We start from the raw sequence: 18391 nt of genomic DNA, 5'->3' as shown, positions 1-18391 counted from the left end.
GGATCAGGCAGCCAGCATCCGCTCGATTTTCGCGCGGTCGAGACCCTTTTCACCAATCACGACCAGACGGCTGCGGCGCACTTCTCCCGTTGCCCACGGACGGTCGAAATAATGATTGACGCGTGAGCCGACCGCCTGCACCTGCAACCGCATCGGCTTGGCAGACACCTCGACAAACCCTTTTATGCGCAGAACATTTTCAGAGGCCGCTGTTTCGGAAATACGCGCAGCAAGCGCGTCTGCGTCCGTTACCGCATCCAGTTCCACAACAAAGCTGTCGAACTCGTCATGATCGTGGTCTTCTTCATCGTCGTGATGGGTGTGTCGGTTGTCGATATCTTCTTCCACCGCGAGTCCAAGACCGATCAGCACAGCCGGATCAATCACACCATTGGCGGCCACGATAATCTTGGCGGCCTTGGAAAGATGCGCGTTGATATGCGCCTTGGCCCGCTCCAACCCGGCGGCATCGAGCAGATCACCCTTGGTGAGAACAATCAGATCGGCGCAGGCAATCTGGTCCTCAAACACCTCTTCGACAGGATCGTCGTGGTCCAGCGCCTCATCATTCTGGCGCTGAGCAGCCAGTGCTTCCAGATCATGCGATACCATGCCGTCTGCAAGGGCGGCACCATCGGCCACGGCCACGACCGCATCCACCGTCACCCGGCTTTTGATCGCTGGCCACTGAAAAGCCTGCACCAACGGCTTGGGCAGCGCGAGACCTGATGTTTCGATCAGAATATGCTCGACGCGTGGCTCGCGGCTGAGAATCTGCTCGATGGCAGGCTGGAAGTCATCGGCTACCGTGCAGCAGATGCAGCCATTGGCCAGTTCCACGATGTTGTCTTCCGGGCAGCTTTCGATGCCGCAACCTTTGAGGATTTCACCATCAATGCCGACATCGCCGAACTCATTGACAATGATGGCGAGACGCTTGCCATCCAGCTTTTCGAGAAGGCCCCGCAGCAAGGTGGTTTTTCCAGCGCCCAGAAATCCGGTGATGATGGTGCAGGGAACGCGGTTGAGCGTGGTCATGATGTCTCCTCGGTGAAATGCAAAGGGGGAATGCGGGCAACAAGGCCGCGCTTCAAACTATCGGGTCGCCCACGCCACGGCATCAGGCCATCTGTTGCCTGCGACAAAAGACGCGCACCAACCACAAGATCGGCGGCATCGTCTTCACCGAGCGATCCGAACATATACGACCAGCCATCGGCGCTGCGCATGGCGGCACTCAGACCGCGCTTGCAATTGGCAAGGCAATTGACGCTGCGGATATCGACACCCTCTGCCCGCCCCAGATCAATGGCCGCCTGCGCAAGTGTCGCACCGGGACGCGGGTCCGCATTCGGATCGGCTTCGGACCGGCAGCTGCGGCAGACGTACACAACGACACCGGGCGCGGTCTCGCGATCTGCTCTGTCATTCACGCTGGGCGATGTTGATGTAATATCCAAAATTCTGCTTTCCGCGCCTTCAAAATAGTCCTGGGGTGCGGATATCGAAAAACAGCATGCGGCGACACGCACAGCCCTTGTTCGAACAACCGACTGACCGGAGCACCCCGCCCGGCAGACGTTTTTCCTGAAACGGCAGGTCTCCTGGCTCGCGGTTTGTACGCCCTTGCGCCGCCTTCCCGGACTGTGATGTCCAGTGGCTTTCCGGCGCGGGCTCACCGCTTACAGTTGCGGGGGCAGCCACGGATTGGTTTGCATAGCAAACTGTACCGTGTTCCCTCTTAGCTTTTCCCGTTGCCGGAAAAAGACCGTCAGTCCCTAACCCTTAGGCCCTGCGATGCTTGAGTGTCAATGCCACGCATCATTGCTCGCGCATGCGTTTTGGCTATAGTCGCCGCTTCGAAAAGCACGATACCCGGAAGGATGAACCGCCATGACCCGTGACATCAGCGACAGCGAAGCAGAACGCCACCGGGCCAAAATGGTCAATCGAAAGGTAGTTCAGGATGCTGAGGTCTCGGAAAAGACGATCGAAAAAGGCCTGCTGATGATCAACACCGGCCCCGGAAAAGGCAAGTCCACCGCCGCTTTCGGGCTTGCTCTGCGTATGCTCGGCACCGGCAGACGTGTCGGCATCGTGCAATTCATCAAGGGCGCATGGTCCACCGGAGAGCAGGGCGCTTTGGCTCTGTTCGGAGATCGCGTCGAATGGCGGACCATGGGCGAAGGTTTCACGTGGGACACTCAAGATCTGAAACGGGACATCGCTGCCGCATCCAAGGCATGGGAAGAAGCCAAGGTGCTGATGGCCGACGAAACCATCGGTCTTGTGGTTCTCGATGAACTCAACATCGCGTTGCGTTATGATTATCTGCCGCTGGAAGAGGTTCTAGAGACCCTCCAGAACCGGCGCGAAGGCTTGCATGTCATCGTCACCGGGCGCAATGCCAAGCAACCCCTGATCGATGCCGCCGATATGGTGACCGAAATGACGCTGGTAAAACACCATTTCAAGGCAGGCGTGAAGGCACAGTCGGGCATAGAGTTCTAATCCATGACAGCACGCGTCTTGATGTTCCAGGGAACCGGCTCGGATGTCGGCAAGTCGCTGATGGTGGCGGGTCTGGCCCGTGCCTTCGTGCGCCGTGGCCTATCCGTCATGCCGTTCAAACCGCAAAACATGTCCAACAACGCCGCAGTCACCGCGGATGGCGGCGAAATCGGCCGCGCACAAGCCTTGCAAGCGCGTGCCGCAGGCGTTCCGCTTTCGGTCCACATGAACCCGGTGCTGCTGAAGCCACAGAGTGAAACCGGTGCGCAGATCGTCGTGCAGGGTAAGGTCATCGGCAACGCCAAGGCGGCGGATTACCAGCACATGAAGGCGGGGCTGATGCCGCGTGTGCTGGAAAGTTTCGAGCACCTGAAATCTCAGGCCGACCTCATTCTGGTCGAAGGTGCAGGCAGTGCGTCGGAGGTCAATCTTCGCGCAAACGACATCGCCAATATGGGCTTTGCCCGCGCAGCCGACGTTCCGGTCATCCTGATCGGCGATATAGATCGCGGCGGCGTCATCGCCAGCCTCGTTGGGACGAAAACGGTTCTGGATGCAGACGATGCCGCGATGATCCAAGGCTTTATCGTCAACCGTTTCAGAGGCGACCCAAGCCTGTTTGATGACGGCATGCGCATCATTGCAGACAAAACCGGTTGGCACGGCATAGGCCTTCTGCCGCATTTTGCCGATGCCTGCCGCCTGCCTGCCGAAGATGCGCTGGGGTTGACCGCACCCGGACAGCGCAAACCCGACGCAAAAATCCGCATCGCGGTTCCCATCCTGCCGCACATCTCCAACTTCGATGATCTTGATCCTCTGGAAGCGGAACCGGATGTGGAGCTTTTGCGCATACGCCCCGGCCAGGCCATTCCCGGCAATGCCAGGCTGGTGCTGCTCTGCGGCTCAAAATCCACCATCGCTGACCTCGACACGCTGAAAAATGCGGGCTTCGATGTGGATATCAAGGCCCATCTGCGCCGGGGCGGTTACGTACTGGGCCTCTGTGGTGGTTATCAGATGCTGGGCAAAACGGTCGCAGATCCGCAGGGCATAGAGGGTAAGCCTCTTAGGGTGGAAGGATTGAACCTGCTCGATGTCGATACCGTTCTGACAGGCGATAAACGGCTGATCGCCGTCACAGGCAAAAGTTTCGACGGAATATCTTTCTCCGGCTATGAAATGCATGTCGGCGTGACCGAGGGGCAAGATGCAGCTCGCCCATTTTCCCGCATCGGCAACCATACCGAAGGCGCGATATCAGCGGATGGTCGCGTCTATGGCACTTACATTCACGGCCTGTTTGCAGATGACAACCAGCGGAGCGCCTGGCTACAACGGCTCGGCAGCGAAAGCTCGAAGTTCAATTATGAGAAGCAGATGGATCAGGTGCTGGACCGGCTGGCCGCTCACATGGAGCGCCACCTTGATCTCGATGCCCTCTTGGCTATAGCGCGATAAGAGCGGCGATTACGCCAAACAGGCCAATCAGCATCGCATCGGCTATGCGCGCCAGCTTCAAGGCCTTCCGAATGTCGGCAGCGGTCAAATCCCGCCGCCCACCTTCGCCCATAAACCGCGCTTCGATCATCTGCCCACCATATGAGCGTGGACCAGCCAATGCAAAACCAAGTGTGCCAGCCATAGCCGCTTCCGGCCATCCGGCATTGGGCGACCGGTGATGATGGGCATCGCGGAATATGGCGCGCAAGCCTTCCCCCGGCGAAGCACCTTTCACGAAAAAGGCGGCGAAAACAAACAGCAGGCCGGTCAGTCGGGACGCAGGCAGGTTGACCAGATCGTCCAGCCGCGCAGACGCCCAGCCAAATGCCTCATGGCGGGCAGAGCGATGACCGATCATGCTGTCTGCGGTGTTGATGGCTTTATAACCGGCACCTCCGGCCAAGCCCAAGAACCCGAGCCAAAGCGAAGGTGCGACGATGCCATCGGAAAAATTCTCCGCCAGGCTTTCAATCGCCGCGCGGCACACGGCGGCTTCATCCAGATTTTCAGGATCCCGCCCGACGATCATCGAAACCGCCTTGCGGCCACCTTCGATACCGTCGCGCTCCAAAGCCGAGGCCACAGCCGAGACATGATCTTCCAGACTTTTTTGCGCCGGCAGTGAAGCACCCAACACGGCCACAAAAAACAGTCCGAAAGGCAGAGCCAGAAGAATGGATTGCGACATCAGTGCAAGAAGCACGGTCAAGCCGAGGAAAAAGACCAGCGCCACGACACCCATGGCGATGCGGCGTAAAAATGTGTCACCTTCCCGGTTCCATTTTCTATCGAGGAGCGCGATAAGCGAGCCGATCCATGTCACGGGATGGCCGATGCGCTGGAACAACCAGTCGGGGTAACCGACAAGGCGTTCGATCAACAGGGACAGGAAAGCGAGAGCGAAAAACATGGGCGAGAAGATACCAGAGAAAGCGCAACCGGCGATCCGCCATGGCGGCAATCTGGGTCAGGCGCGTCTGCTTTTTCCACAAGCACCCGAACCCTGGATCGATCTTTCCACGGGGATCAATCCACACTCCTATCCGCATTCGCCCGTTCCCGCCAGCGCCTTTGCCCGCCTGCCGGAACCGCGCGCCGTGGAAACGCTGAAGGAGATCGCCGCAACGGCCTTCGGCGCGTCTTCCGCCGCACACATCGCCGCATCCCCGGGGACACAAATGTTGATGCCACTGCTTGCCCAGACCGCCGTTCAGCGCGGTGCGAGAACCTGTGGCGTCTTATCGCCCGCCTACGCCGAACACGCCCGCACTGCCCGCATCGCCGGACTCACTATTACCGAGGTATCAGATATCGAGGCCTTGGCCGCCTTCGATCATGCCGTCATCATCAACCCCAACAATCCCGATGGACGCGCGTGGAAGCGGCCAGAACTTCTCACACTGGCCGACGCCATGCGCCAAAAGGGCGGCATGCTTGTTGTGGACGAGGCCTTCATTGAGACGGGCTATGCCGAAAGCGTTGCGGATGTGGCGACCTCAGACAGCCTCGTCGTCTTGCGCTCCTTCGGCAAGTTTTACGGCATGGCAGGCATCCGCCTTGGCTTCGCCATTGGGCATCCAGATATTGCAGAACGTCTCGAATCCTGGTTGGGACCATGGGCCATCTCCGGTCCGGCTCTGCATATTGCGACTGAAGCTCTAGTAGATCAGGTTTGGCGAGATGAAATTCGACTCCGGCTAAGAGCTGAATCAGAGCGACTAAATGACCTATTGGGGGCAGCGGATCTTTCGATTGTTGGGGGAACATCGCTTTTCACGCTTATCCGCGACGATCGGGCGCCCACCGTCTGCACTCATCTCATGGAAAACGGCATTCTCACACGCAGCTTTGATGAAAGGTCAACCGAACTACGCTTTGGCCTTCCGGGTGAAGAGGCGGAATGGACGAGATTGGAAGCGGCGTTGTCTAACGTTTAGAGTCAAGTGACAGCCAACATTCGTCATCCTCGGGCTTGACCGAGGATTTAACGAACCCAGACGTCAAACGTGGTTAGATCCTCGCCACAAGGGCGAGGATGACGATGGAGAGGGCAACAAGTTGGCAAGGTTAGCCCTTGAACGTATAGGCCTCGATCGACTCCGGCTTCATCTCGACAGAGAATCCTGGCATCTTGGGGGGCATATAGGCCGCGTTCCTGATATCGCAGGGATCGATGAAATGCTCATGCAGATGATCGACATATTCAATAACTCGGCCTTCCTTCGTGCCGGAAACAACCAGATAATCGATCATCGACAGGTGCTGAACATATTCACACAGCCCGACGCCGCCTGCATGTGGCCAGACCGGCAGATCGTATTTCGCGGCGATCAGCAGGACAGCCAGCACTTCGTTCAGCCCGCCCATGCGGCAACTGTCGATCTGCACGATATCGATGGCACCTTCGGCGATGAACTGTTTGAACATGATGCGGTTCTGGCACATCTCGCCAGTCGCGACCTTCACAGAACCGATCGCCTGCCGTATTTTGCGGTGACCTGCAATATCGTCGGGGCTTGTCGGTTCCTCGATGAAAAACGGGTTGGCGAAGGCAAGCTTATTGACCCATTCGATGGCCTGATCGACCTCCCAGACCTGATTGGCGTCGATCATCAGGTAACGGTCGGGGCCAATCACCTCGCGGGCAATCGTCAGGCGGCGAATGTCGTCTTCCAGATCGCGGCCAACCTTCATCTTCACATGGTTGAACCCGGCATCGATGGCTTCCTGGCATAGCCGGCGCAACTTCTCATCACCGTAACCCAGCCAACCGGCGGATGTCGTGTAGCAGGCATAACCATCCCGTTTGAGAAGTTCGACGCGTTCTGCCTTGCCGGCCTGCGCTTTCTTCAGGATCGACAGCGCATCCTCGCGCGTCAGCACATCGGTCAGATAGCGGTAATCGACGATATCGGCGATTTGCTCCGGGCTCATATCGGCCACCAGTTGCCAGACGGGCTTGCCCGCCTGTTTCGCCAGCAGATCCCACACGGCATTGACGACAGCACCGGTGGCCAGATGCATGGCACCCTTGTCCGGCCCGATCCAGCGCAACTGGCTATCGCCGGTCAGATGCCGCCAGTATGTGCCGGGATTTTCCGAAACAGTGGAAAGATCGGTGCCGACGACCAGATGCCGCATTGCCTCGATGGCCATGCAGCATATGTCATTACCGCGGCCGATGGTGAAGGTCAGTCCGTGACCTTTCAAAGCTTCGTGATCGGTATCGAGAATGATGTAAGCTGCGGAATAATCCGGGTCCGGGTTCATCGCATCGGAGCCATCGAGGCTTTGCGATGTTGGAAAGCGTAAATCGAACACACGCAGATCAGTAATCTTGGTCATCGGCCATTCACTCGCAGTCAGGGATCAGAGAACGGGTTCATGCTGGAAAGGTCCAACCGCATAGCTCCGCCATCGCCCGGCGTTCAGCGCATCCGATGTCATTGTCTCAACTCCTCCAGCGTCGCTGCACGAATGCATCTGCGACGATGAAAAAAAGCACAGATAGGCTGCAAACACCAGCAATCAAAGCGGGCGTCAATATCGCAGGAAACAGGGGAGGGGCAATGAGCCTTGGCGAACGCGATCGATGCGCGTCAGCCAAAGCTTGTCAGTGAGGGCCTTAGTGGCGGAAGTGGCGCATGCCAGTGAACACCATCGCAACATTGTGCTCATTGGCTGCATCGATCACGTCCTGATCGCGCATGGAACCGCCCGGCTGGATAACCGCTGTCGCACCGGCAGCAATGGCAGCCAGCAGTCCGTCTGCAAATGGATAGAAGGCTTCAGAAGCCACGGCGGACCCCTTTGTCAAAGGTTCGGAAAGCCCCATGGCTTTCGCGGCATCCTCAGCCTTTTGAGCGGCAATGCGCGCCGAATCGATGCGGCTCATCTGACCGGCGCCGATACCCGCTGTCTGACCATCCTTGGCGTAGATGACGGCGTTGGATTTGACGTGCTTGGCAATCTTGAAGGCAAATTTCATGTCTTCGAGTTCCTGCGCTGTCGGCGCACGCTTGGTCACCACCTTCAGATCGAGGTCCTCGACCATGCCGTTGTCGCGGCTTTGCACCAGAAGACCACCGGAGACGGTTTTAGCGGTAATGCCTGGCGCACGCGCATCCGGCAGGCCGCCAGCAGACAACAGACGCAAGTTCGGCTTGCGGGCAATGATCTGCCTCGCCTCTTCGGTCACATCCGGCGCGATAATGACTTCGGTGAAAAGCTGAATGATCTCTTCGGCCGTTTCGGCATCCAGCGTGCGGTTGAGCGCAATCACGCCGCCGAAGGCGGAGACGGGATCGCAGGCCAGTGCGCGCTTGTAGGCATCCAGCATAGTGGTGCCGGTTGCCACACCGCAGGGGTTGGCATGTTTGATAATGGCAACAGCGGGTGCCGTCTCCGGCAGAAACTCGGACACGAGCTCATAGGCTGCGTCCGTATCGTTGATGTTGTTGTAGGAAAGCTGTTTGCCCTGCAAAAGCTTGGCTGTGGCCACGCCGGGGCGCTTGTCGCCCGTGAGGTAGAAGCCCGCGCTCTGGTGCGGGTTTTCGCCATAGCGCATCTTCTCCTTCAGCACACCACCAATCGCCCGATAGTGGGGGGCTTCTATCGAAAGTGCTTCGGCAAACCAGTTGGAAATGACCGCATCGTAAGCCGCGGTGCGGGCATAGGCCTTGGCGGCAAAACGCTGGCGAAGCGCATAGGTCGTTTGCCCGTCATCTGCCTGCAAGGCTTCCAGCAGTTCTGGATAGTCGCTCGGATCGGTCAACACCGTCACATAGGCATGGTTCTTGGCAGAGGCACGGATCATCGCCGGGCCGCCAATATCGATGTTCTCGACGGTTGTCGGATAATCACCGCCCTTGGCGCGAACCTCTTCGAACGGATAAAGATTGATCACGGAAAGATCGATCGCCTCGATACCATGGGCGCGCATGGCTTCTACGTGGTCGGCATCGTCGCGAATGGCAAGCAGACCACCATGAACATTCGGGTGCAACGTCTTGACGCGGCCATCCATGATTTCGGGAAATTGGGTGATATCGGAAACATCGGTCACCGGCAGACCCGCATCTGCAATCGCCTTGGATGTTCCACCTGTCGACAGAAGCTTGACGCCCATGTTGACGAGGGCACCGCCCAGCTCGATGATATCCGTCTTGTCGGAAACCGACAGCAGGGCTGTGCGGATCTTGACCTTGTCGGGAGCGGGAATTTTTTTGGAAACGACAGCCATCGGGAGAACTCCGTGATGCGTGGAGGACAGGCCGGAGAGCAATCCATCCGGCGGTTGCCGCCGCGTTAGCACAGCTTTGCGCATTAATAAACAGAGCCGGGCATCGGCTTGGGCCGCCAATGGTCGTTTTTAGGCCGGCACAATGCCATTGACCGCTAGAGTTTCTTTTCGATGATCCAGCGAATGTCCGTCATATCGGGAAGGTGAAACGGGATTTCGATCTGCTGCGACGGTCGGATGCCCGAGGCATCCGCCATGAAGACGTCTTCCGCAATCGTCACGGTCTGGCCAGGCGCGGAAAACACCCAGCTTGTGCCATCGCCTGCGCGCATCATGACGGATTCGTCATCCAGCCGGACAAGTTCGATAGACGGATGAATATGAAAGCGCGACACGGCATCAGCAGAGACGGGCGGGCGTTTAACGTCCTGTTCCGGCTGGACGCTATCGCGCCCCTTGATCTTGCTGCCAGCAGCGTTCATTTCCAGCTCGCGCTCGTAAAAATAGCCAAACGCGCTTCGGTAGCCGTCATGCGACGCGCGCAGCACATCGGCACCTTTCTGATCCGTCTCCCGCTCGACCACGACATCGGTGATACCCGATATCATGACCGGGCCGAGCAGGCGTGAGCGCGACAGACGCGACGACGAGGTGTCATTGATCGTCACGGTCGAATGCGCCGCAGTCGAGCGGCTTGCACGCTTGAAGGCATCGACGGCAAATGGCGGAAATCCGGAATTGACGATGAAGCGGTTTCGAGACGACGACATCTCGAACGACAGACAACCGCAATGCGCGCCTCTGGATAGCGCCATGGACTTCGGAATGCCCGCATCGACCACGACCACCGTATCTGCCGCAGACAGGCGTTGATAGGCGATGTCGGACAGCGCGCGAGAAGGGCGCCCGGAGGTCTCGTCATAGCGCAATACCGAGGCCAGCTCATTGGCAAGCGTGACAGTCGCACCGTTAAACAACGCCAGATCGCCATCCTGATGACGGAAGAAGCGAATGGCGGGAAACATGCGGTCGATGGCGGGTACAAGCCCTGGCGGCACGTCATGGCCGAGATTGATGTAGCTTTGACGCAGCGGGAGAAGGTCGAGCATCAAATCCAGTATCACGCGAGGGTTTCGTGATACATGGCCGCCATCCGGCATGATCTGCCGCTCGAGTTCCCGATCGAGCCTGAACCCATGGCGGGCTATTCTGGCAGCACGGTTGGGAAGCGAAATCGAAGCGATCGCTAGGGCGATCCGAATCTTAAGGCGTGTTTCTCCATCCGGTGCGTGTTTCGCGATGAGGTTGAGATAACGCACATGGTAGCCAAGGCTTTTAAGAAAGCGACGGTAAAAGCCAGCATCGGCGTTTTGCAAAATCACGGGCGAATGCGACAGCCAGGCAATCAGCCGCTGCGCTGCGGTTTCCGGCGCCCAAGCCGCGCCGCTGATCTTGCGCCCATGCGTCGAAATCCAGTCGGAGACCAGAATACGCGCTCGCGCGCAGGCCTCGTCGGCTTTGCTTGCACGCACATGCCGCAGCCAACGAAACGCATGCAGCCTTTCTTCAAAGGCGGGCGAGGGCATCTCCAGCACGAAGGGAGAGACGCCACCCGTCTCCAATATCCGCCCTGCCAGCGCGATACGGCCCAGAACCAGTTCCTGAGCAACATAGGGATCGACGGCACGCAGGTCGGTCGGCGCTGCCACGAGACCGTTTGGCACACGATCGGCGACACGCAGGAACTGCAGACGCACAGGTGCACTAAAGATCATGCATCGATCCCACAGGGTACGTATAAAAAACCCTGTTACGCTCAAGCTGCTCTTCAGGGATCCTACCAAACGCGTGTTTCCCGCCTGCGCGAAGATGACTTATGTTTCAAAAGGTGAGTGTTTTTGGATTGGAACGGAAACATCAGTCAAATTTTCACGAAATACTTCATATTTTGTAAACGAACGGCTTTTTTACGAATGATTCCAGACCGGACGCCGCATGGAATTACGACATCCGCCCATCAAGCCGTTGTTTAAAATACGCAAACTGCGGCGGACGCAGCACGACGATCGGGTGATGAAAACCAAGATACCCTATGCATTCACCCGCAGCATCGCAGCATAGAACCCATCTACACCACCGAACATATCAGGGGTCGTGCGAAGCTCGCCCTTGGTGTTCATGGCAGCCTCCATACCTGGGAAATCCGAGATCAAAGCGGGCACACGCTCAAGTCGCCCGTTGTTTGCCAACACGCGCTCGACCATCTCTTCACCCTCTGAAGGATCGAGCGAGCAATTGGAAAACACGACAATACCGCCCGGTTTGACCAGGTTTATGGCATGACGCAGCATCTGCTCCTGCAAGGTAGCGAGCTTGGCAATATCGTTTTTATCCTTCGTCCAGCACACATCGGGATGCTTGCGCAAGGTGCCTGTGGACGAGCAGGGCGCATCCAGAAGAACCGCATCGAAAAGCTCATCCGGCTGATATTTCAGCATATTGCTTTCGATGGTCGTCGCCTTTAGTTTCAACCGACCAAGATTTTCACGTAGCCGTTTTAGACGATTGCCGGATTGGTCGAGCGCCGTCACGTCGGCACCCGCCAGCACCAGTTGCGCCGTCTTTCCGCCAGGTGCCGCACACAGATCGGCAACACGCTTGCCGGTGAGATCGCCCATCAACCGCACCGGCATGCTGGCTGAAAAGTCCTGCACCCACCATTCACCCTCATCGAACCCATCCAGGGCGGAAACAGACCCCTCGAAAGACGCTAGCCGGACGCTGCCATTGGGCATGACCGTGCCGTTCAGCCTTTGCGCCCACTGATCGGGGTCTGACTTGACGGTGACATCGATCACGGAAGGTATGAGCTGCGCTTCTGCCATCTTATGGGCCGCATCGCCGCCGTAGACGGAATTCAGACGGTCGAAAAACCACTCCGGCAGCACAGGGACAGACGAGATTGCCTGGATGATCTCTTCCTTTTCACGCCCCAGTCGCCGCAACACTGCGTTAACCAGTTTCACGAACCGCCGGTTTCGCGGATCACGATGCGCCTGTTCGACCGCCAGATCGACCGCAGAATGATCGGGAACATCGAGATAGATCATCTGCGTCGCACCGACCACCAGAACATGATGAAGTGAGCGCGCACCTTGAGGCAGAGGTCCATCCAGCAGCATGGAAAGAGCAGCCTCGATCCGAGGAAGGTGCCGTAAGGCTGTGTTGACGATAGCTCGTACGAGTGCTCGGTCGGCCAGGCTGAGCGCCCGATAGGCCGGATTGCCATTCTCGGCGTCCAGCATTCCATCGAGCGAGGTTTTCTTGTCCAGAACCGCCGACAGAATTTTAACGGCAGCCGTGCGAGCGCCCAGTCCGGGCTTCCAGCCATCATTGCCGGCTTCGTCGTCACGTCCTCCGCCAGACAGTTTGCGTGTATGCTGCTTTGCAGACTTGGCAGAAGAATTCGATGTCAAGACCAAGGACCTTTACGCTCATTGTTTTGGCCGCTCGCAGCACCGACATTGGGCACGGAGCGTGATTTGCGGACGGACTTACCACTTGTCGGCTGATAGGTCGATGCCTGCGCAAACTCCTGCGTCATGCTGCGTAGGGCAGCAATACGGTTGTCGGTATTGGGATGGGTGGAAAAGAGATTGTCCATCCGCTCTCCCGATAATGGATTGATAATGAACATATGCGCTGTCGCAGGATTGCGCTCGGCGTCTGGATTATGAATCTGCTGAGCCGCGCCTGCGATTTTCTGCAATGCGGAGGCAAGCCACAAGGGGTTGCCGCAAATCTCCGCGCCACGTCGGTCTGCGGAATACTCACGGGTCCGGCTGATCGCCATCTGCACCAGCATCGCCGCCAGGGGTGCGACAATCATCGCTGCCAGCACGCCTATGAAACCAAGCGGATTGTTGTTTTCACGGTTTCCGCCAAAAAAGAACGCGAAGTTGCCGAGCATGGAGATTGCACCGGCAAGCGTCGCTGTGATTGTCATCGTCAGCGTGTCACGGTTCTGGATATGCGCCAGTTCATGTGCCATGACACCGGCCACCTCTTCCGGCGTCAAGCGTTCCATCAGCCCCGTCGATGCCGCCACCGCAGCGTTTTGCGGGTTGCGCCCCGTTGCAAAGGCGTTGGGCTGCGGGCTGTCGTAGACATAGACCTTCGGCATAGGAAGCCCAGCATTGTGGGAGAGGTCGCGGATCATCGCGAAGAAATCAGGCGCGTTGTGCTCGTCCACCTCCTGCGCATTATAGGCGCGCAAAACCATTTTGTCGGAGTTCCAATAGGAAAACAGGTTCATGCCAGCCGCGAACAGGAAGGCAATCATCATGCCACCGGCGCCGCCGATGAGAAATCCAATACCCATGAACAACGCGGTCATGAACGCCAACAACATCGCCGTACGCATCATGTTCATCCAAAAATCTCCGTTCAAAGGTAAAATGGCTTATCAACGCCACCAGACTTCTATAATCTGGTTATAAGAAAATGCTTTTCAATATCCCGTCATGAGGGCTCACAGATCATGCAGAACCCAGACAACGACAACGGTGACAATAAAAAGCGGGAGCTATCGCCTGCCGCGCAACGAGCCTTGCAGGAGGCGGAGGAGCGCCGCAAGAAGGCGAAGGCCATGGAGCTGCCGCCCGAGATCGGTGGACGCGAAGGGCCGGAGGCTGTTCGCTTTGGAGACTATGAAATCAAGGGCCGTGCCATAGACTTTTGAGCAAGACCCACCGAGCCTTGCTTCGTTGAAAATACCAATAATATCAAATATTTAGATTTATTTTTGCTCGAGCAGTCGGCAAACGCTCTCCAGCTGCTCGAGTGTCCGGTAATTGATGCGGATATGCCCACCGTTTCCCTTGTGGTTGATTTTCACATCCAGGCCCAGTGCATCGGACAGCGTACGCTCCAACGCAACGGTATCGGAGTCCTTCTCGTGCTCTTCTCTGCGCGGGAGCGTCGGATTGAGCTGCATATGAATATCGGCCTGTGCCATACGTTCTGCGTCACGAACCGACAACCCCTTCGCTACGATCGAGCGGGCGAGAAAGGTTGGATCCGACGTCGAAACAAGCGCACGCGCATGGCCGGCCGAAAGCGAACCCTCTGCCAGCATACCCCGCACGGCTTCCGGCAGCTTCAAAAGACGCAGGCTATTCGCGACGTGACTGCGGCTCTTGCCGATAATTTCCCCAAGATCGTTTTGCGTATATCCATGCTCGGCAATCAACTGATCGTAGCCCATCGCTTCTTCAAGCGGGTTGAGATCGGAACGCTGAACGTTTTCGACAATAGCGAGCTCCAGCGCCGTGCGGTCGTCGACGTCACGGACAATGACGGGAACATCCGTGAAGCCCGCGAGTTGTGCGGCTCGCCAGCGACGTTCACCGGCAATAATCTCATAGCGGCCTTCGGCCACCGTCCGCACAACGACAGGCTGAACGATGCCGTGCTGACGAATAGAGGATGCGAGATCCTGTAACTCGCCTTCATCGAAATGTCTGCGCGGGTTGCGGGCGCTGCGCGCGATAAATTCAATCGGTATCGTGCGGTCAGCCGCCACGGCTTTCTGCGGTTCACCGACAGGAAGAGGCTGGTCCATTTCACCGATCAATGCGGCGAGTCCGCGTCCCAGTCGACGCTTGGAAAGATCATCACTCATTTTCAAACTCCGTAAAACCAATGAGGCATCGCACGAGAAAAGCCCGTTCAGACGCATGATGGAATGATAAGCGGTCCAAAGACGCCGTTGAGAAAAATTTTTTGGTTGCGTCAGGCCGCTTTACGAATACGTTCGCGCTGGATGACTTCGGATGCCAATTGCAAATAGGCTTGGCTACCGGCGCATTTGAGGTCGTAGAGGATGGCAGGTTTACCATAGGACGGCGCTTCGGACACACGCACGTTGCGCGGAATGAGCGTGTGGTACACCTTTTCACCAAGATGAGTGCGCACATCGGTGACGACCTGCTGCGCAAGATTATTGCGCGAATCGAACATCGTGAGGACGATGCCCTGGATATCGAGCCCTGGATTGACCGTCGCTCTGATTTGATTGACCGTATCCAGCAATTGACTCAGTCCTTCGAGAGCGAAGAATTCGCATTGCAACGGTACGAGCACCGAATGCGCAGCCGCCATCGCGTTCATCGTCAGCAAATTGAAGGAAGGCGGGCAATCCACGAGAATGTAGGAATAGGCTCGTGCTTCATCCGATTGAAGGGCATTCTTCAGCAGGAAAACACGGTTCGCAGCATTAGCGACCTCCATCTCGAACCCCAGCAGGTCCATCGTGGACGCGATGATATCGAGGTTTGGAACCGCGGTCGGCACGACGACCTCCGATACGGTATTCGTGCCAATCAATAGATCATAGGAGGACAGCGTGCGAGAACGCCTGTCGATGCCGAGACCTGTGCTGGCGTTGCCCTGTGGATCGAGGTCGACCACCAGCACGCGCTCGCCTATGGCCGCCAGCGCGGTTGCCAGATTGATGGCAGTTGTCGTCTTACCGACCCCGCCTTTCTGGTTTGCAATCGTGATGATCCGGTTTTTATCAAACATAGGGTGCACCTGCTGGTCAATCAGCGTTTCGCTGCGAGCTGACTGATTTCAAGCACCACAGAACTCGCTTCAACGCTGCTATTATGTATTAACAGATCAAAATCCCAACGACCACGCGCTTTTTCGAGCTCGGCCTCATAATCCCTGCCTTTATTCAGAAAACAGCGCAGGTCAACATTCTGGGCGGCCCAGGGCTCGATATAATCCAGGAGAAGATCAAGCTCGGCGAGAGCACGCGCGGAAATCACGTCACAGGGGCCGACGATGCCGTGCGCAGATTCGATCCGAACAGGATGCACCGAGCCACGAGCACCCGTTTCCTTGAGGGCAACTCGCAGGAAAGCAGCCTTTTTATTGTTGCTTTCGATGAGATTGACCCATCCTTCCTTCAATTCAGCGAGAAAAATAGCAGTAATGATACCTGGAAATCCACCACCACTACCGAGGTCTGCCCATGTCAAAGGCTTCGGTGCCAACTGAAAGATTTGAGCACTATCGGCGATATGCCTTGACCAAAGGTCCCCAAGTGTAGACGGCGCCACGAGATTGGTCGTGGCATTCCATTTCCTGAAAAGTTCAACGAAGTGTTCAAGACGATCCAATGTTTCACGTGAAACACTTCGGCCGTTTATGTTCATATTGGGACTCGTTATGGCTGTGCACGCAACTTTGAAGTTTGGCTATATGAGCCTTTTTTGACCAACGCAAGAATCAACGACACGGCCGCAGGTGTCATTCCATCCACTCGTGCCGCCTGGGCGATATTCATGGGTCTGGCGCGTTGAAGCTTCTGCTTGAGCTCGTTAGACAATCCTGAGAGAATTGAGAAGTCAAAGTCTTCAGGAATCTTGCGATCTTCATCGCGTTTGATATCGACAATATCCGCACTTTGACGCTGCATGTAGACAGCGTAACTGGCCTCGATCTCGAGGACCTCTGCCACCTTGCGATTCATAGTCGACAGCTCCGGCCACTCCGCCTCCAGCGTCTTTAGCGTAATGTCGGGATAAGCGAGTAATTCGTATGCCGTTCTTCGCTTACCATCATTGTTCAGCTTTATGTCGTGTTTTGCCGCCTGCGTTGGCGTGATCGACAAAGCATTCAACCGTGCTCGTTCCTGATCAATATTATTGAGAAAGGCAGCAAAGCGGCTGGAGCGATCCCGCGCGACGATGCCCGCCTTGATACCGAGTGGTGTGAGGCGCAAATCAGCATTATCGACACGGAGCGACAGACGGTATTCAGCCCGTGACGTGAACATACGGTAGGGCTCGGTCACACCCTTTGACGTCAGATCATCGATCATGACACCGATGTAAGATTCAGTCCGGCTGAAATGAATGGCATCACTGCCGCCTGCGAACAGGGAGGCATTGAGGCCGGCGACAAGACCTTGCGCCGCAGCCTCCTCATAGCCCGTCGTGCCATTGATCTGACCAGCCAAAAATAGCCCCGGGACCTTACGACATTCCAACGAGGGTTTCAGCTCCCGGGGATCGACATAGTCATATTCGATCGCATATCCAGGCTGAAGGATCTGAACGTGTTCCAGTCCGGGTATTGTCTTGATGAACATCTCCTGCACGAAGGCTGGCAGAGACGTGGAGATACCGTTGGGATAGATTGTGTCGTCATCCAGTCCTTCCGGCTCCAAAAAAATCTGGTGGCCATCACGCTCTCCAAAGCGGACGATCTTGTCTTCGATGGATGGGCAATAGCGAGGTCCGACACCTTCGATTTGCCCTGAATACATGGCCGACAGATGAATATTGTCTTGAATGATCTTGTGACCAGCGGGGGTGGTCCTGGTAACTCCACATTCGATCTGAGGATTTGTGATTCTGTCGGTCATGAAGGAGAAAGGAACAGGTTCTTCATCCGCACCCTGACGCTCAACTGCGTCCCAATCGATTGTCTTACTGCTCAGGCGAGCAGGTGTTCCGGTTTTGAGCCGACCCATCGCAAGTCCCGCACGCACAAGGGTATCCGATAATCCTAAGGATGGTTTCTCACCCACGCGCCCCGCTGGAATCTTTTCGGAACCGATATGAATGAGACCGCGCAGAAACGTTCCACTGGTCAGAACGACTGCCCGGCACGCAATCTTTCGACCATCCGACAGAGTGACTGAGGTTATGATGCCGGTTTTCATGTCGATATCGAAAGCGTCACCCTCGATGATCGTCAGATTCTCGATAGCGTTGATTTCCGCTTGCATCGCCTCTCGGTAAAGACGACGGTCTGCCTGTGTACGGGGACCACGCACAGCAGGCCCTTTCTTACGATTCAGCATGCGAAACTGAATGCCGCCCTGATCAGCGACACGCCCCATAAGGCCATCGAGCGCATCAATTTCCCTGACGAGATGGCCTTTTCCGAGACCGCCAATGGCCGGATTGCACGACATAACGCCGATCGTCATTTTGTTATGGGTCAACAGCGCCGTGTTGGCACCATGTCGGGCCGCTGCAGCAGCAGCTTCACTGCCAGCATGGCCACCACCAATTACAACGACATCATATGTCATCATAAATCTCTTTATCCCTGTCG

Annotated in this window: 16 protein-coding genes and 1 riboswitch; of the genes, 4 read left to right on the top strand and 12 right to left on the bottom strand. The window is 56.8% G+C overall.

Translation table 11 applies throughout. The features are described 5' to 3' along the window. Positions 1-3 precede the first annotated feature (3 nt). The gene (gene cobW / locus EKM04_RS02045) at positions 4-1041 is read right to left on the bottom strand and encodes a cobalamin biosynthesis protein CobW (protein WP_183896586.1); all 1038 of its coding nucleotides are present in this window, start codon (positions 1039-1041) and stop codon (positions 4-6) included. Further along, positions 1035-1460, bottom strand: coding sequence for a DUF1636 family protein (locus tag EKM04_RS02040; protein WP_174154375.1), 426 nt, complete (start codon positions 1458-1460; stop codon positions 1035-1037). The genes cobW and EKM04_RS02040 overlap by 7 nt, the downstream gene beginning before the upstream one ends. A gap of 117 nt (positions 1461-1577) precedes the next feature. Then, positions 1578-1788: riboswitch (cobalamin riboswitch) on the bottom strand. A 105-nt stretch (positions 1789-1893) separates the two neighbouring features. Here EKM04_RS02040 and cobO point away from each other — a divergent pair. Together cobO and EKM04_RS02030 are read left to right on the top strand one after the other, a co-directional pair. Then, on the top strand, positions 1894-2511 hold the full coding sequence (gene cobO, locus EKM04_RS02035; RefSeq protein ID WP_174154376.1) for a cob(I)yrinic acid a,c-diamide adenosyltransferase: 618 nt from the start codon (positions 1894-1896) through the stop codon (positions 2509-2511). Between the two features lie 3 nt (positions 2512-2514). After that, positions 2515-3972 (top strand): cobyric acid synthase, encoded by a 1458-nt coding sequence (locus EKM04_RS02030; protein ID WP_183896475.1) that lies wholly within the window; start codon positions 2515-2517, stop codon positions 3970-3972. Here the strand turns inward: EKM04_RS02030 and cbiB are convergent. Continuing rightward, entirely contained in the window at positions 3959-4924 is a 966-nt protein-coding gene (cbiB, locus tag EKM04_RS02025; RefSeq protein ID WP_183896477.1) for an adenosylcobinamide-phosphate synthase CbiB, read from the bottom strand. The genes EKM04_RS02030 and cbiB overlap by 14 nt on opposite strands. On the opposite strand from cbiB, the gene cobD reads away from it, so the two are divergent. After that, on the top strand, positions 4923-5951 hold the full coding sequence (gene cobD, locus EKM04_RS02020) for a threonine-phosphate decarboxylase CobD (protein ID WP_183896479.1): 1029 nt from the start codon (positions 4923-4925) through the stop codon (positions 5949-5951). The genes cbiB and cobD overlap by 2 nt on opposite strands. 130 nt (positions 5952-6081) lie before the next feature. Here cobD and EKM04_RS02015 read toward each other — a convergent pair whose 3' ends face one another. The 5 genes from EKM04_RS02015 to htpX form a co-directional block, all read right to left on the bottom strand. After that, positions 6082-7359, bottom strand: coding sequence for an L-fuconate dehydratase (locus EKM04_RS02015; RefSeq protein WP_183896480.1), 1278 nt, complete (start codon positions 7357-7359; stop codon positions 6082-6084). Positions 7360-7639: 280 nt separating this feature from the next. After that, complete coding sequence (gene purH / locus EKM04_RS02010) at positions 7640-9256, bottom strand: bifunctional phosphoribosylaminoimidazolecarboxamide formyltransferase/IMP cyclohydrolase (RefSeq protein WP_183896482.1); 1617 nt, start codon at positions 9254-9256, stop codon at positions 7640-7642. A gap of 155 nt (positions 9257-9411) precedes the next feature. Then, a complete protein-coding gene (locus EKM04_RS02005; RefSeq protein WP_183896484.1) occupies positions 9412-11031 on the bottom strand; it encodes a heparinase II/III family protein in 1620 nt (539 codons plus the stop codon). 315 nt (positions 11032-11346) lie between these two features. Further along, positions 11347-12738, bottom strand: a complete 1392-nt coding sequence (locus EKM04_RS02000; RefSeq protein ID WP_412762974.1) for an RsmB/NOP family class I SAM-dependent RNA methyltransferase — start codon at positions 12736-12738, stop codon at positions 11347-11349. Beyond that, entirely contained in the window at positions 12729-13688 is a 960-nt protein-coding gene (gene htpX / locus EKM04_RS01995; protein WP_183896488.1) for a zinc metalloprotease HtpX, read from the bottom strand. The genes EKM04_RS02000 and htpX overlap by 10 nt, the downstream gene beginning before the upstream one ends. A 108-nt stretch (positions 13689-13796) precedes the next feature. Between htpX and EKM04_RS01990 the strand changes: the two genes are divergently transcribed. Then, positions 13797-13997 (top strand): DUF1674 domain-containing protein, encoded by a 201-nt coding sequence (locus tag EKM04_RS01990; RefSeq protein WP_183896490.1) that lies wholly within the window; start codon positions 13797-13799, stop codon positions 13995-13997. 57 nt (positions 13998-14054) lie between these two features. Here EKM04_RS01990 and EKM04_RS01985 read toward each other — a convergent pair whose 3' ends face one another. The 4 genes from EKM04_RS01985 to mnmG form a co-directional block, all read right to left on the bottom strand. Then, positions 14055-14939 carry a ParB/RepB/Spo0J family partition protein gene (locus EKM04_RS01985; protein ID WP_183896492.1) on the bottom strand — a complete coding sequence of 295 codons (885 nt, stop codon included), beginning with the start codon at positions 14937-14939 and terminating at the stop codon, positions 14055-14057. Positions 14940-15049: 110 nt separating this feature from the next. After that, positions 15050-15841, bottom strand: coding sequence for a ParA family protein (locus EKM04_RS01980; RefSeq protein ID WP_183896494.1), 792 nt, complete (start codon positions 15839-15841; stop codon positions 15050-15052). A gap of 20 nt (positions 15842-15861) precedes the next feature. Continuing rightward, positions 15862-16479, bottom strand: a complete 618-nt coding sequence (gene rsmG, locus EKM04_RS01975) for a 16S rRNA (guanine(527)-N(7))-methyltransferase RsmG (RefSeq protein WP_183896496.1) — start codon at positions 16477-16479, stop codon at positions 15862-15864. 11 nt (positions 16480-16490) lie between these two features. Beyond that, entirely contained in the window at positions 16491-18371 is a 1881-nt protein-coding gene (gene mnmG / locus EKM04_RS01970) for a tRNA uridine-5-carboxymethylaminomethyl(34) synthesis enzyme MnmG (protein WP_183896498.1), read from the bottom strand. Positions 18372-18391: the final 20 nt, after the last annotated feature.

This window comes from Rhizobium skierniewicense Ch11 (assembly GCF_023757665.1).
In the GTDB taxonomy this organism is placed as follows: Bacteria; Pseudomonadota; Alphaproteobacteria; order Rhizobiales; family Rhizobiaceae; genus Agrobacterium; species Agrobacterium skierniewicense.
Note: the sequence above shows the minus strand (reverse complement) of the source record. Positions and strands in the feature narration are given on the sequence as shown.